Origin of the sequence: Antarctobacter aquimaris (assembly GCF_900184945.1) — a bacterium.
GTDB lineage: Bacteria > Pseudomonadota > Alphaproteobacteria > Rhodobacterales > Rhodobacteraceae > Maliponia > Maliponia aquimaris.
Genome location: NZ_FXYF01000013.1, coordinates 1 through 14295, shown reverse-complemented (window position 1 = coordinate 14295; position 14295 = coordinate 1). Strand labels below are relative to the sequence as shown.

At 66.9% G+C, this 14295-nt stretch carries 17 protein-coding genes and 1 pseudogene; 6 read left to right on the top strand and 12 right to left on the bottom strand.

Annotated features, from left to right (window positions below; translation table 11 throughout):
* Positions 1-2: 2 nt before the first annotated feature.
* The 3 genes from MAA8898_RS19340 to MAA8898_RS19330 form a co-directional block, all read right to left on the bottom strand.
* Positions 3-428: a DUF1428 domain-containing protein gene (locus tag MAA8898_RS19340; protein WP_094022678.1), complete on the bottom strand. Its 426-nt coding sequence runs from the start codon at positions 426-428 to the stop codon at positions 3-5.
* Positions 429-495: 67 nt separating this feature from the next.
* Positions 496-1374, bottom strand: a complete 879-nt coding sequence (locus tag MAA8898_RS19335; protein ID WP_094022677.1) for a cytochrome c — start codon at positions 1372-1374, stop codon at positions 496-498.
* A 6-nt stretch (positions 1375-1380) separates the two neighbouring features.
* Complete coding sequence (locus tag MAA8898_RS19330; RefSeq protein ID WP_094022676.1) at positions 1381-1833, bottom strand: c-type cytochrome; 453 nt, start codon at positions 1831-1833, stop codon at positions 1381-1383.
* 205 nt (positions 1834-2038) lie between these two features.
* Here MAA8898_RS19330 and MAA8898_RS19325 point away from each other — a divergent pair, with 205 nt between their 5' ends.
* Positions 2039-3001: a tetratricopeptide repeat protein gene (locus tag MAA8898_RS19325; protein WP_094022675.1), complete on the top strand. Its 963-nt coding sequence runs from the start codon at positions 2039-2041 to the stop codon at positions 2999-3001.
* 3 nt (positions 3002-3004) lie between these two features.
* Here the strand turns inward: MAA8898_RS19325 and hpt are convergent, their stop codons facing one another.
* The gene (gene hpt, locus MAA8898_RS19320) at positions 3005-3544 is read right to left on the bottom strand and encodes a hypoxanthine phosphoribosyltransferase (RefSeq protein ID WP_094022674.1); all 540 of its coding nucleotides are present in this window, start codon (positions 3542-3544) and stop codon (positions 3005-3007) included.
* Between the two features lie 70 nt (positions 3545-3614).
* Here hpt and MAA8898_RS19315 point away from each other — a divergent pair, with 70 nt between their 5' ends.
* The 4 genes from MAA8898_RS19315 (at position 3615) to MAA8898_RS19300 (ending at position 6404) form a co-directional block, all read left to right on the top strand.
* Positions 3615-4058: a type II toxin-antitoxin system RatA family toxin gene (locus MAA8898_RS19315; protein WP_094022673.1), complete on the top strand. Its 444-nt coding sequence runs from the start codon at positions 3615-3617 to the stop codon at positions 4056-4058.
* A 193-nt stretch (positions 4059-4251) separates the two neighbouring features.
* On the top strand, positions 4252-4716 hold the full coding sequence (rplM, locus tag MAA8898_RS19310) for a 50S ribosomal protein L13 (RefSeq protein ID WP_094022672.1): 465 nt from the start codon (positions 4252-4254) through the stop codon (positions 4714-4716).
* Complete coding sequence (rpsI, locus tag MAA8898_RS19305) at positions 4716-5204, top strand: 30S ribosomal protein S9 (protein WP_094022671.1); 489 nt, start codon at positions 4716-4718, stop codon at positions 5202-5204. Before rplM ends, rpsI begins: the two co-directional genes overlap by 1 nt.
* 159 nt (positions 5205-5363) lie before the next feature.
* Complete coding sequence (locus MAA8898_RS19300; RefSeq protein WP_094022670.1) at positions 5364-6404, top strand: glycosyltransferase family 2 protein; 1041 nt, start codon at positions 5364-5366, stop codon at positions 6402-6404.
* Here MAA8898_RS19300 and MAA8898_RS19295 read toward each other — a convergent pair.
* Positions 6391-7197, bottom strand: coding sequence for a sulfotransferase family 2 domain-containing protein (locus MAA8898_RS19295; RefSeq protein WP_094022669.1), 807 nt, complete (start codon positions 7195-7197; stop codon positions 6391-6393). The two genes, MAA8898_RS19300 and MAA8898_RS19295, sit on opposite strands and share 14 nt — an antisense overlap.
* Positions 7198-7479: 282 nt before the next feature.
* Between MAA8898_RS19295 and MAA8898_RS19290 the strand changes: the two genes are divergently transcribed.
* Positions 7480-8517, top strand: a complete 1038-nt coding sequence (locus tag MAA8898_RS19290) for a glycosyltransferase family 2 protein (RefSeq protein ID WP_176445234.1) — start codon at positions 7480-7482, stop codon at positions 8515-8517.
* Here MAA8898_RS19290 and MAA8898_RS19285 read toward each other — a convergent pair.
* The 7 genes and pseudogenes from MAA8898_RS19285 to MAA8898_RS26370 all read right to left on the bottom strand — a co-directional run.
* The gene (locus MAA8898_RS19285; RefSeq protein ID WP_094022667.1) at positions 8504-9361 is read right to left on the bottom strand and encodes a hypothetical protein; all 858 of its coding nucleotides are present in this window, start codon (positions 9359-9361) and stop codon (positions 8504-8506) included. The two genes, MAA8898_RS19290 and MAA8898_RS19285, sit on opposite strands and share 14 nt — an antisense overlap.
* A gap of 99 nt (positions 9362-9460) precedes the next feature.
* Complete coding sequence (locus MAA8898_RS19280) at positions 9461-10081, bottom strand: TetR/AcrR family transcriptional regulator (RefSeq protein WP_094022666.1); 621 nt, start codon at positions 10079-10081, stop codon at positions 9461-9463.
* Between the two features lie 14 nt (positions 10082-10095).
* The gene (gene ppk2 / locus MAA8898_RS19275) at positions 10096-10962 is read right to left on the bottom strand and encodes a polyphosphate kinase 2 (protein ID WP_094022665.1); all 867 of its coding nucleotides are present in this window, start codon (positions 10960-10962) and stop codon (positions 10096-10098) included.
* A 74-nt stretch (positions 10963-11036) separates the two neighbouring features.
* Positions 11037-12002: an alpha/beta fold hydrolase gene (locus MAA8898_RS19270; RefSeq protein WP_094022664.1), complete on the bottom strand. Its 966-nt coding sequence runs from the start codon at positions 12000-12002 to the stop codon at positions 11037-11039.
* Positions 12003-12021: 19 nt separating this feature from the next.
* Entirely contained in the window at positions 12022-12957 is a 936-nt protein-coding gene (locus MAA8898_RS19265; protein ID WP_094022663.1) for a homoserine O-succinyltransferase, read from the bottom strand.
* Positions 12958-13017: 60 nt separating this feature from the next.
* Positions 13018-13875 carry an ATPase gene (locus MAA8898_RS19260; protein WP_094022662.1) on the bottom strand — a complete coding sequence of 286 codons (858 nt, stop codon included), beginning with the start codon at positions 13873-13875 and terminating at the stop codon, positions 13018-13020.
* Between the two features lie 206 nt (positions 13876-14081).
* Positions 14082-14295, bottom strand: a pseudogene (locus MAA8898_RS26370) (hypothetical protein); the annotation flags it as partial.

Below are 14295 nucleotides of genomic sequence, written 5' to 3'. Positions count from 1 at the left end.
ATCTAGGCCAGGTCCAGTGCGATCGAGAATGCCCCGGCGATCAGCCGGGTGCCGTCGAAAACCGGATCTTCCGTCAAGGTGGCCGCGATTCGCGGGTCATGGGCCACGGCGGCCATGGCGCGGTCGCGCACGGCGCGGTTCGGCCATTCGATCAGCGATACGACGACCGTCTCGTCCTCCGTGGCGCCTGCCTGCCGGCGCAGGTCGGGCAAGCTGCCCAGGGCATAGCCCTCCATTGCGGCGGAGGCATGGTAGTCCGCGTCTTCGCCCGCTGCGCGTTCGTGCCAGAAATCGACGACCCGCAGCGCGCCGTGTTCGCGGTATATCGCGCCGATGCGGCGCGAGAAGGCGACGTAGTCTGCCTTGTTCCGCGACGGCACGGGCACAATGGTGATGTCGGCGAAAGCGATGTCCGGGTCCCCGATCATTGTCTCGCGGCCGCAGCGGGCAAGGCGTTTCGGGAGAAAGCCATGCCCGCTGCGTGGTTCCGTCCGGTCAGTTGCCCAGTGCGGGCAGCGCCTTGACGTAGGCCGCCACGGCCCTGCGGTCTTCGGCCGGCAGCTGCGAGAAGTTCTCGACCACCTCGGCCATGTGTCCGCCCACCGCGTCGAAGCTGGGGGTGAACCCGGTTTCGAGGTAGTAGGCCACGTCATCCGCCGACCAGTCGAACTTGTCCGGGGTCAGGCGCGGGATCGTGCCCTTTCCGGACGGGTTGGGCGCGCCGCCCATCCAGCGCGACTTGTCCAGCGCACCGACCGGGTTGCGCGGGGTGTGGCACTCGGCGCAATGCGCCAGCGCCTCGACGAGGTAACGGCCGCGCTCCAGATCAGGCGGGACGTCCATCACGTAGGCGTCTGACATGAACAGGAACTTCCATCCCCCCACCGACCGGCGGATGTTGAACGGAAAGCCCACGTCATGCGGTTTGCTGGCGACATCGCTGGGCGGCAGGGTCTGGATGTAGGCCCAGAGATCGACGACGTCCTGGTCCTTCATCTTGGTATAGGCGGTGTAGGGGAAGGCCGGGTAATAATGCTGGCCCTCGGGCGACACGCCGCGCGTCACCGCGTTGGCGAAATCATCGAACGTCCACCCGCCGATCCCCGCCGGAGAGGGCGAAATGTTGGGCGCGTAGAAGGTGCCAAAGTCAGAAACGAACTCCATGCCGCCGGTCAGCACCAGCTTGTTCTCGTCCCCCTTGGTGTGGTGGCACGAGGCGCAGCCTGCGGCGGTGAACACGGCCTGGCCGCGCGTGGTGTCGGCGGTCAGCCCGGCAAACCGGGCGGGATCGACGCGATCGGGGGCCGTGACCCAGAGGCCGATCCCGGCGGCGACAATCGCCGCCAGGACCACCAGCTTCAGAAAGAAGCGCATGCCGTGTTACTCGGGCGCGCGGTAGGTGTCGTGGCAGGCCTTGCAGGCCCCGCCGATGGCGCCCAGGTTCGGGCCCAGCGCGTCCTTGCCGGTGCCGGCGACCTCGGCCATCTTGACGGCCGCTTCGCCCAGCGCGGCCCACTTGGCCATCACGTCGTCGGTCTTTTCCCAGATCACCGGCAGCGCGCGGCTGCCGTCGATGGACATCTGGTCGGACCCGGCCGGCCACAGGTTTGACTGGTCCAGCTTGGTGACATGCACGATCGAATCGGCGGCGGCCTGTGCGGCGGCGGCGTCATAGTCGACAGTGCCACGGGCCATGCCGCCCAGCACGCCGAGGTTCAGGGCGAGGATGTTGAACTGACCTTTCCGCGCCTTCACGGCGCCGGAAACGTCCTGGGCGAGGGCGGGGGTAGCAAGAACAGCGATGGCTGCGAGGGCGGCAAAGGCAGTTTTCATGGGTATCTCCCTGTGATGAATGGTCCCACCATAGTATTTCAGCGCCTTGTGACAATTACATTCTTGCTTTTGCGGACGGCTTTGGAGTCACATTATGTGTGCATTCCTGCATGGTCTGGCCAGCCGGTCGATTGACACCCGTGTGGCCTGGCCCTGATCGCGCGCGGTTGCGGATTTGAATGACGCGAGAATAGGGGATACCGCCATGAAACCCAGCCTTTCGACGCTGTGCGCCGCCCTGGTCACCGCCTTCTGGCCGCTGGGTCTGGGCGCGCAAGGCACGCTGGACGCGCCCGTTTCCCCCGCCCTGGCGGAGGCACGGCAGGCCTGGCTGGACGGCCGTTACGACGGCATCTGGGCGGTCGTGCGCGCCGAGGCCGAGGCCGGCAGCCCTGTGGCGCAGAACATGCTGGGCGTGGGGCTGACGGAACAGGATGGCGGGCAGGGCATCGCCTATGACCCGGCCGCCGGGCTGATGTGGTATCAGCGCGCCGCCGACCAGGGCTTCGCCCGTGCGGTGTTCAACATGGCGCTGTTCTGGCAGAACGATCACGCCGGTCATGGTCTCGACTACGCCAGGGCCCGCGCGTTGGCCGAACAGGCGGTGGCGATGGGCTACCCGGAGGCCTGGAACATCCTCGGCGACCTGCACCACCACGGCCGCGGCGTGCCCGAGGACAAGGCCGAAGCGCTGGCCATGTACCGCAAGGGCGCGGATGCCGGCACCTTCAACGGGCTGCGCGAGGTCGGCTATGCCTATTACCACGGCCATGGCGTGACGCCGGACGTGGACCTGGCGCGGCTTTACCTGGAACGCGCGGTCGCGGCGGGAGACCGCAAGTCGATCCCCGACCTGGCCTGGCTCTACGAGGGCAACGACGGCGTCGCACAGGACCTGCTGAAGTCCTGGCTGCTGTACCGCCTGGGGGTCGAACGGGGCGTGGCCCGCGCGGCCTACGAACTGGGGCTTTTCGTGGCCTGGGAGGACTACGCCGGCGTCTGGCACGACAAGGTGCAGGGCTACGGCTATTGCCTGCTGGCGATCGACTGGGGCCACAGCCTGGCCGAGGGCGACATCGCGGCGGAATGCGAGGACCTGTCCGAAGGGCTGGACCCGGCGCAGCGCGCCGCCGCCCGCGCCTTTGCCGAGGCGCAGAAGGGGCGCTGAGCTTCAGTCGGTAAAGCGCACCTTGCCGATGTAGGGCAGGTTGCGGTTGCGCTGGGCAAAGTCGATGCCGTAGCCGACCACGAATTCGTCCGGGATCTCGAAACCGGTCCAGTCCGCCTTGATCCCCACCTCGCGGCGCGACGGCTTGTCCAGCAGGGCGATGACCTTCAGCTTGCGCGGGTTGCGGGCCTTCAGCAGGTGGACCACGTGGCGCATGGTGAACCCGGTGTCGATGATGTCCTCGACCACCAGCACGTCGCGCCCCTCGATGCCGGAACGCAGGTCCTTGAGGATGCGCACCTCGCGGCTCGATTCCATGCCGTCGCCGTAGGAGGAGGCCTCGAGGAAATCCACCTCGACCGGCAGTTCCAGCTCGCGTACCAGGTCGGCGATAAAGACGAAACTGCCGCGCAACAGGCCCACCACGACCAGCTTGTCGGTGCCGGCAAACTCCTGCCCGATCTCGCGCGCCAGCGATTCGATTCGTGCGGCGATGGCCTTGGCCGAGATCATCTCGTCTACGACATATGGACGCTCTGTCATGGCTTTCCCTTGAATTCCCCGGCCGAGCATACGAAATCCCGGCCCATTGTCAGTCCCGAACAGCAGCGACATGCCGACCCACCAAGAAACCCGAGTCCTGCCCTACAGCGCCCAGCAGATGTATGATCTGGTGGCCGATGTCGCGTCCTATCCGCAGTTCCTGCCCTGGACCGCCGCCGCGCGCATCCGGTCGCGCCATGACCGCGGCGACCACGAGGTGATGCTTGCGGACCTGGTGATCTCGTTCAAGGTCTTCCGCGAGAAGTTCGGCAGCCGCGTGACGCTCTGGCCCGAGGCCCGGCGGATCGAGACCGAGTACCTGGACGGGCCGTTCAGCCACATGCAATCGAGGTGGGAGTTCCGCGATGTCGCGGGAGGGGTCGAGGTGGCCTTTTTCGTCGACTTCGAGTTCCGCAACCGCATCCTGCAGGGCGCGGCGGGGATGTTCTTTTACGACGCCATGCAGCGCATCGTGCGCGCCTTTGAACGGCGCGCCGCGCAGCTTTACGGCTGAGCGGGCAGGGCGGCCGCGATCCAGTGCCGCGTTTTTGGGGTATCCTGATACCGTCATTTTAAGTCACTGAAATCGTTACGTGAATATTTGCATGTCGCGCTTGACCTGTCCGAACTGCCCTGTATAACCGCCCAATCGAATTCAGGGCCGGGGCGATGTTCCCGGCCTTCTCAATCGAACGGACAAGAGCCTGATGAAAACCTTTTCTGCGACTCCGGCAGACATCGACAAGAAATGGATCGTGATCGACGCCGAGGGCGTCGTTCTCGGCCGTCTCGCCTCGATCGTCGCCATGCGGCTGCGCGGCAAGCACAAGCCCTCCTTCACCCCCCACATGGACATGGGTGACAACGTCATCATCGTGAACGCCGACAAGATCCAGCTGACCGGCAAGAAGCGCGAAGAGCACTTCTACTGGCACTCGGGCCACCCCGGCGGGATCAAGTCGCGCACCAAGGCGCAGATCCTCGAGGGTGACTACCCCGAGCGCGTGGTGTTCCAGGCCGTCAAGCGCATGCTGCCCGGCAACCGCCTGGCGCGCCAGATGCTGACCAACCTGCGCATCTACGCGGGTGCCGCGCATCCGCACGAGGCCCAGAACCCCGAGGTTCTGGACGTCAAATCCATGAATTCCAAGAACACCCGGGTGGCGAAATAATGGCTGAGCAGATCAACACTCTGGAAGCTCTGGGCGCCGCTGCCGGCTTGGAAGCCGCCGTCGTCGTTGAGGAAGAGCCGCGCGAGCCGGTCCGTGACGAACTGGGCCGCTCCTATGCCACCGGCAAGCGGAAGGACGCGGTCGCCCGCGTCTGGATCAAGCCGGGTTCGGGCAAGGTCGTGGTCAACGGCAAGGACATGAGCAAGTACTTTGCCCGTCCGGTGCTGCAGCTGATCCTGCGCCAGCCCTTCCAGGTGGCCGGCGTCGAGGGTGAGTTCGACGTCATGGCGACCGTCAAGGGCGGCGGCCTGACCGGCCAGGCCGGCGCGGTCAAGCACGGCATCTCGAAGGCGCTGCAGCTTTACGATCCGTCGCTGCGCTCGCCGTTGAAGGCGGCCGGGTTCCTGACCCGCGACAGCCGCGTGGTGGAACGCAAGAAGTTCGGCAAGCGCAAGGCGCGCCGGAGCTTCCAGTTCTCCAAGCGCTGACCGTTTCACGGTTTTCGAATTGCAGGGGCCCTTCGGGGCCCCTTCTGTTTTGGCGGGCGCCCCTGTGCGGGGCGCCGGTGGGGGCGCTGCCCCCACGCTTGCCTGCGGCAAGCCCCCCGGGATATTTGGGGCCAGAAGAAACCATCGGGGCGGGAACGGGTGGAGTCGGTCGGGATCGAAGACGCGGGGCGGCTGGCACGGGTGGTGTCGGGTTTGGTCGATCCGGCGCGGCTGACGCTGTTTTCCACCATGAAGAACGAGATGGGGTTCCTGCCGGCCTGGCTGGCGCATCACCGCGACATCGGCTTTGAACAGTTCCTGATCTGGGACGATGCCAGCGACGACGGGTCATTCGACTACCTCTGCGCGCAGCCGGACGTGGTGGTGATGCGCTCGGACCTGGGGTTCGGGGCGCGGCTGCACTACCGCGATCCGGCGGGCGCGGTGCGCGAGGAGCGCGTTGGGACCTACTTCAAGATCGCCCTGCCGCACCTGTTCCTTGACGGCGTCTTTGTCGGCTATGTCGACGCCGACGAGTTCCTGATCCTGCCGCCGGGCGTGGCCTCGATGGCCGAGGTGGTGGCGCGGCTGGCGGCGGAGGGCGCGCCCTCGGCGGTGGCCTCGGTGGTGGAGTTCTTTCCGGCCTCGGCGGAGGAGTTGGCGGGGGAGTTGCCGCAGAGCTTCGCGGGGCTGCTGGCGGCCTATCCGTATTTCCAGGCCGAGCGGCTGGTCGAGGTTTTGCCCGGTCAATCACGTCCCAGGCTGCACGGCCTGTCAAAGACCGCGCTTCTCTACCAGCGATACGATGTCCGTCCGCCCCTTGTGCGCCGTGGGTGGCACCGCCTGTGGTTGCCCGCCTCGGTGCGCCGGGCGCAGGAGGCGCAGACATCGCCGCGCCACAAGACCCCGCTGCTGCGGCGCGATGCCCAAAGCTGGCAAGTGGGCAGCCACAACGGCAATCTGCCGCCGTCCGGGACGGTTCTGCTGACGGTGGCGCATTTCGTTTTCACGGCGCAGTTCGCCGACAAGATCGCCCGCGCGATCCGGCAGGGCAGCCACGCCCATGGTGGGCGCAAGTACCACGGCTATGCGCAGCTGCTGCGGGCCATGCAGGGGCGGCCGGAGGGCTTTCTCGACGCGGACAGCCGGCGCTACACCGGGCCGCAGCAGCTGGTGGACCTGGGGCTCATGCGCTGGTGAGCACGCGGTCGAAGGTATAGCCGAAGGTCGAAATCTCGCGTTCGTAGAGGCGGCCGACCGTATCGCGCAGTTCTGGCGTGTAGAAACGGAACGGGTCCGCCTTGGCGCCGGTCTTGGGCCGATGACTGCCCTTGGCCCGGGGCAGCCAGCCGTCGAAGGGGATGCCGAGCCTTGCGCAGGTGTCGGTCAGTCCCGGCACCAGGGTTTCGAAGCGGATGACGTGATCGGCCACGATCTGGTTGTCGATGGTGTAGAGCGGCCAATTGTCGTGGTAGCGCGGGCGCACGATGTCGCCCATCGGATCACCGCGCTCGATCGCGCGGACGAACTCGGCAAAGCTGAGCGGGGTGGAGAGGTTCTTTGTCCGCCAGAAGTAGTCGGAGACCGTCTTGGTCCAGGGATTGCGCACGACGCAGAACTTGGCGAAACTGGCCCATTCCTCGGGCAGGGCGGAAGCAAGGGTTTTGGCGTAGGCGTGCTGGGGCTGGGGTTCGTTCCAGGCGGTGCGATAGCGTTCGAGCACGAGCTTCTTGGTCACGTGATCCTTCAGCTTGCGGCCGCGCAGGCCGCGTAGCGCCAGGCTGTTGCGCAGACGCGGGACATCGCGCAGCTGCGCCGCAGCGTCCCGGTGCGTTCGTTTGGTGAGCCGGATGCCCTCGGCCTGGGTTTCGGACAGTCCGGAGAGTTGCAGGTCGTCCGGCCCGAGGTCCCGCGCCAGTGAGACGGCGATCGAACTGCCGGCGGTCTTGCGGCAATGCAGGAAAATGTAGCGGTACTTGTAACTGATGATCATTTTGATCCTGACTTTTTCGGTGTGACATGGGGCAACCCGCTGAGACGCAGGATGCACGGTTGCGGTGCTAGGCGGCGGAAAACACATATGAAATGCGGCATGTGTTCCCGGCTGACCGGGGGGCTGCGCCTTCTGGGCGGGTCCACCCGCGCCCAGGCACGATTCGCGGAACCGGTTGCCTTTCGTTTGGCCTGCCTTGACCCGTCTTTGCCTGCGCGGGGTTGCCTGCTCCGCGCCCGGCAGAGTAGCGTGACGCCGGTCACAAGCAGGGGGCGGGCAGCGTTGAAAACGGTCGGGATCGAGGAGGCCGGACAACTGGCACGGGTGGTGTCGGGCGCGGTCGATCCGGCGCGGCTGACGCTGTTTTCCACCATGAAGAACGAGATGGGGTTCCTGCCGGCCTGGCTGGCGCATCACCGCGACATCGGCTTTGAACAGTTCCTGATCTGGGACGATGCCAGCGACGACGGGTCGTTCGACTACCTCTGCGCGCAGCCGGACGTGGTGGTGATGCGGTCGGACCTGGGGTATGGCGCGCGGCTGCACTACCGCGATCCGGAGGGCGTGGTGCGCGAGGAGCGCGTTGGGACCTACTTCAAGATCGCCCTGCCGCACCTGTTCCTTGACGGCGCTTATGTCGGCTATGTCGACGCCGACGAGTTCCTGATCCTGCCGCCGGGCGTGACCTCGATGGCCGAGGTGGTGGCGCGGCTGGCGGCGGAGGGCGCGCCCTCGGCGGTGGCCTCGGTGGTGGAGTTCTTTCCGGCTTCGGCGGAGGGGTTGGCGGGGGCGTTGCCGCAGAGCTTCGAGGGGCTGCTGGCGGCCTATCCGTATTTCCAGGCCGAGCGGCTGGTCGAATTGCGGCCGGGGGCCCAGCCGGACCTGATGGGAAAGTCCAAGACAGCACGCCTTTTCAAGATGTTCGGGGTTGATCCTAAAGTGGAACGCAAGGGGTGGCACCGGGTCTGGATGCCGTCGGCCGCCAAAAAGGCGCAGCAGTTCCAGAAGTCGCCGCGCCACAAGGTGCCGCTGGTGCGGCGCGATGCGCAGAGCCGGCTGACCGGGTCGCACTATGGCAACCTGCCACCGTCATCGGAGGTCCTGCTGACGGTGGCGCATTTTGTCTTTACCGCGCAGTTCGCCGACAAGATCGCCCGCGCCACGGCCTGGGGGGCGCATGCCAACGCGGCCGCGAAATACCGCTACTACGCGGAACTGCTGGAGCGGATGCGCGGGGTGCCGGACGGGTTTCTGGACGACAAGTCAGAGCGTTACGAGGGGCCGGCGCAGTTGCTGGCCTGCGGGCTCATGCGGTGGTGAGCACGTGGCGGGCCGAGGGCCAGACCTCGGCCACCTGAGGCAGTCGGCGGGCGACGGCCTGGTAGACCGGGGCGTAGTGCCGGGCAATCTCGGCCTCGAGGTCCTCGGACACGCCGCTGCCCTTGGCCCGCGCGTTGACCGCTCGCATGCCGGCCTGCGGATCGACCGGGACGTCGGCAAAGCGTGACAGTTCGGCGATGCCGTGGGCGGTGAACAGGGTCTCGAAGGTGGTAACGAAACGGTCCTGCGGGGCAAAGACCGCCTCGAGCGCGTCGAGCGTGGTGTCGTAGCGGGTGCGCGCCTCGGCCTCGGGGCCGGCATAGAAGGCGGCGAGCGGGGTGTCGTTGTCCGTGCTGGGCGGCAGGCGGCCCTTGTCCATTTCCATGCGCATGTGAGAGCGGATGCGGTCAACGGGATCACGCATGGAAAACAGCACCTTGACGGTCATTCCTCGTGTTGAAAGGCGGTCGCGCAGGTCGGCCAGCCGTGCCGCGGGAAGGGCCGCGTAAGAGGGCGAGATGTCGCCGGTGCGGGTGATCCCGGGGCGGTCCAGCAACCCGGCGAAATAGTCGAAATAGGCGTCACCGTCCTGTTGCAGGCGCCAGCGCAGGTGGGCGGCGGGTTCGGGGGCGCCCAGCGCCACCTTGGTGCGGGCGCGCAGTTTCGCCAGCAGCGAGGGTTCCGGCGCGCGGTAGCGGGCAAAGACGCCGCCCAAGTGGTGCTCCCAGGCCTGGTATTCGCCGAGGCGGCCGAAGTCTGACCCGGTTTGGCGCGCGAGGTAGGACTGGATCCAGGTTGAGCCGCATTTCTGGCCGCCGAGGCCCAGGAAGAAGGTCTTGGTCATGGGATCCCCCGCCGCGTGCCGGGGGCGCTGCCCCGGTCGATTCCTGCGCATCGACTCCCCCAGGATATTGCTGGACCAAAGATGGCCATGGGTCGCGTCCTATTTGTCCATCGGCAGCAGGCCGAGCCCGCGCAGGTAGACGCCGATGCCGGTTTCCAGCAGGTCCTCGGGCGGGAAGGGCGACTGGGTGCCGGGCGAGTTGCGGGCGAACAGCTCGACCACGCCGTGGGAGAGCGCCCAGATGTGGGCCGAAAACATCGCCGGCGGCGGGCGTTTTTCCGGCGGGATGTGCTGTGACAGCTGCTCGGCGGCGCGTTCCAGCACGCCGCGCGCGCGGGCCGAGACGGCCGCGAGGTCGGGCGAGTGGTTGACCGAGATGCCGGATTCGAACATCGCGATGTAGTGGCCGGGGTACTTGCGGGCAAAGGCGAGATAGGCGCGGCCCGTCGCCTCGAAGGCGGCCAGCGCCGAGGGCTGGCCCTTTTCATAGGCGTAGTCCATCACGTCGGCGAAGATCTCGTAGCCCTGGCGGGCGGCCTCGGCGATCAGGTCCTCGCGGCCCGAGAAGTGGCGGTAGACGGCGGCCGGGGTGACGCCGGCCTGCTTGGCCGCCTCCGATAGGGTAAAGCCGGTGGGGCCCTTTTCCTCGATCAAGAGGAGCGCGGCGTCGACCAGTGCCTGGCGCAGGTTGCCGTGGTGATATCCGCGTTTCTTGATCATGGGGTGCGGGGGCTTCAGGCCGCCCAGATCTCGGGGCCGCCGGTGATGCGGGTGTCCTCGTCGCCCAGCGCCTTGGGATCCTTGCGGGCGTAGTCGAGGCGGTGCAGCACGTGGCGGATGGCGGCGAGGCGGGCGCGCTTCTTGTCGTCCGAGCGGATCACCGTCCAGGGCGCTTCGGGCGTGTGGCTGCGGCGCAGGGTCTCCTGGATGGCGTCCGAGTAGGCCTCCCATTTCGCCAGCCCCTCGACGTCGATGCGGCTGAGTTTCCACTGTTTCAGCGGGTCGCTTTCGCGTTGCAGGAAGCGGCGCAGTTGTTCGGCGCGGCCGACGTTGAGCCAGATCTTGAACAGGTGGATGCCCTCTTCGACCAGCATCTTTTCAAAGTCGGGCACCTGGGCAAAGAAATGTTCGCGCTGCGCGTCGTCGCAGAAGCCGAACACGTGCTCGACCACGCCGCGATTGTACCAGGAGCGGTCAAAGAACACGATTTCCCCGGCGGCGGGCAGGTGCTGGATGTAGCGCTGAAAATACCACTGCGTCGCCTCGGTGTCCGAAGGTTTGGACAGCGCCACCACGCGCGCGCCGCGCGGGTTCAGGTTCATGCGAAAGCGTTCGATCGTGCCGCCCTTGCCGGCGGCGTCGCGCCCCTCGAACACCAGGGCGATGCGCGCGCCGCTGTCCCTGGCCCAGGCCTGCATCTTGACCAGTTCGATTTGCAGGTCGTCCATCTGCCGGTCGTAGTCTTTCGACTTCATCTGCTCCTTGTAGGGATAGGAGCGGTCGAGGATGTCGTCCTTGTCACCCTCGTCGATGGCCTCGCGCACCGATTTTGGCGCGTCTTTTTCATGGAACCGGGAGATCGCGCCGTCAAAGGGGAGCATGGGGGCCTCGTCAGATGGTCTGGCGCACTATGCGGATTCCGCGCGGCAGTGCAAACCCCCGCGCGGCGGGGCGCCTAGCGCAGGCCCGCCCGTTGCGCCGCGCGGCGGATCGCCTCCAGCACCGCGCCGGGGCGGGCGTGCTGCGGCATGTGGCCGACGCCTTCCAGCCGCGTGACATGCGCGTTGGGCAGCAGTTTTGCCGCGGCAACAGTGTGGATCTCGTAGCCCACGGTGGTGTCGGCGCTGCCGTGCACCAGCTCCACCGGGATGGTCAGCGTGGGATAGCGTTTCGACATCTCGACCAGCGCCGGGCGCAGGGCGGCGACCTGGCGGCCGTTGGCACGGATCGTGTCGCGGCGCAGGCTGAGGCCGGGACCGATGTGATCGAGGTAGCCCTCGGGCACGGACTGCGGGGCAAAGATGCCGGAGACGGCCTCGCGCACCCGCGCCTCGTCGTAGAAGGCGGAGACGAACTGCGGCACGATGGCCCCGCCCAGCGCGCTGCCCAGCACCTGGTACTGCGCGTCCAGCGAGCCGGGCCAGGGCATGATCGCCCCGCCCAAGCTGACCACCGCCGCGGCGTTCTGGTCCAGCCCCCAGGCCATGGCGACCGAGCCGCCGTAGGAATGGCCCACCACGACGGGCCGGGTCACGCCCAGCTGCGCCGCCGCCCTGGCCAGGATTGCCGCCTGGTCCTGTGGCGTCTCGGCCCGCGTGTTGAAGGCCCCGGCAAAGCGCGCGTCGCGCGTGGTGTAGCCCAAGCCCGGCCGGTCAAAGGCGGTCACCCGGTAGTCGCGCGCCAAGAGGTCTACGAGTTGAAAGGTGAAGTCGCGCAGGTTGCCGCTGGCGCCGTGCAGCAGAACCACGTCCGGGCCGCGCCCCTTCTGCACGTAATGCACGCGCAGCCCGTCGACCTCGACAAAACGGCCCACCGGCGGCCAGCGCGCCTCGGCGTCGCTTTCGGTGCGGTCGGCGCGGATCTGCGTCACCGCGCAGCCGCCGAGGATCGCCAGCGCGATGAGGGCGCCCAGTAGTCGCACGTATCTCTCCCGGTCTTGGTCAGGCCCGCACGGGGGCCGTTCCGATCAAGGATAGGTCGAAAGCGGTCGTCTGGTAGATCTCGTTGATCCAGTTGCCGTAGAGCAGGTGCGCGTGGCTGCGCCAGCGGTTCTGCGGCGGCAGGGCCGGGTTGTCATTCGGGTAGTAGTTGGCGGGCACGTTGATCGGCTTGCCGGAGGCGACGTCGCGGTCATACTCTTCCTTGAGGGTGCCGCTGTCGTATTCGAAGTGGTTGAAGATATAGAGCGCCCGGTGACAGGGGTCCTCGATCAGGCAGGGGCCGGTCTCGGGCGAGTCGATCAGAATCGGCAGGCCGGCCTTGTCCACGTCCTCGCGGCGGATCTCGGTCCAGCGCGACACCGGGATCACCATGTCGTCGGAAAACCCGCGCAAATAGGGCGAGGCGGGGGCCAGGTTGTGGTGCCGCACGGCGCCAAAGGCCTTGGCCTCCAGCATGTGCTTGGGCACGCCGTGGAAATGGTAGATCATCGCCATCCCGCCCCAGCACACGCCAAAGGTGGAATGCACGTGGCTCTGGGTCCAGTCGAAGACCTGGGTCAGCTCGTCCCAATAGGTGACCTCCTCGTAGGGCAGGTGCTCGATCGGGGCGCCGGTGATGATCAGCCCGTCGAACTTTTCGCCCGTGTCGGCCACCTCGGCGAAGGGGCGATAGAAATTCTCCATGTGCTCGGCGGCGGTGTTCTTGGTCTGGTGCTCGGACATCCGGATCAGGCTGAACTCGATCTGCAAGGGCGTCGCGCCGATCAGCCGGGCAAACTGGTTCTCGGTCTGGATCTTCTTCGGCATCAGGTTCAGCAGGCCGATCCGCAGCGGGCGGATATCCTGCCGCGCCGCCGCGTCCTCGGACATGACCATGACGCCCTCGCCGGTGAGTACGTCGAAGGCGGGCAGGTCGGCAGGCAGTTTGATCGGCATGGGTCGGTCCTTTTACGAGGCGGCGTCCAGATAGGCGCGGGGCGGGCAGGCGGCAAGAGGTCAGTCCGGCAGCGCCGCGGCGATCAGGTCGGTGAAATCCGCCTCGGATCGGACGCGGGCCATATCGCCCGCCTCGACAGTCACGCCCCAGTTGCGCGCCATCGCCTGATACAGCGGTTGGCGATGCGCCAGCGCCTGCGCATAGGTCCAGCGGATAAAGGCGTCCGGGTCCACCCGGTTCTCGGCCACGTCCTTTTCGGACAGGTAGCGCGCCCAGGCATCGGCGAGGAAATCGGCGCGGTAGGCCATCGGCTTGGGCGCCTTGTCGAACCGGCGGATCAGCTCCTCGGTGTGTTCCTCGCTGCCGCGGATCCAGACCATCAGCGCCTGCTGGCTGAGCTCGGTCAGGATCTCGTCCTGAGGGTTCTCCGGGTCGACCCATTCGCAGATGCTGCCGCCGGTGTCGCAGACGAAATGCGGGTAGCCGTAGAGGTCCTGCGCCCGGCTGATGAAATAGCCGGTGTCCAGCAGCGCCTGCCGTTCGGCCCGTTCGAACTGGCCCTGCCGGCGGCGGTATTCCTGCATCGGCAGGCCGCCCTTGTCCGGGTTGCCGGGCTTGCCCAGGTAGGTGGAGACCGGCGTCAGGTTGTGGAACGACAGGTTGGAGCCGATGTAGATCGAATCCGACAGCAGCAGGTCGCGCAGAAAGGGCACCTGCATGGCGTGGCGCTTGGCGTTGTCGGCGATGTATTCGCCCATGTAGCGGGTGCCGATGCGGTAATCGATCGAGTAGTGGAACCAGTCGCCGCAGTCGCGCAGCAGGTTCGAGACATGGGTCTTGCCCAGGCCCGACATGGCGTAGAGCACCACTCGTTTCGACGGCGCGTCGCGCCAGGCGGAGGCAGTGGGGTATAGCATCGCGGGCCCGGTCCTGATTGCGGTTGCGCGATCAAGTACGCGGCTCGCGCGCCGCCGTCAAACCCCGCGCCTGTGCTTCTTCTTGGTGAAAATACCTCCGGGGGAGTCCCGGACCTGGTCCGGGACGGGGGCAGCTGTTAGTATTCACATAGTCTGTCCTACGGTTTCAGAGGGTTTGATACCGGACTACCCTCGCAGTGCCCGGACTATCTCGGACCGGATTTCGCCGCGAGGGTGTCGCGGTGCTTCTGCCACCAGGCGTGGATTGCACTCTTGCGCACGCGGCGTTCCGACGGGAATGCCTTGGCCACTTCGCCTTCGAGCTGGGGGAAGGTCAAGGCGTCGATACGGGCGAGGATGAAGGCGCGAAGCTCCGCGTCGGCGTCGATCCGGGCGGGAAGGCCGGGGCGGTGCGCGCGG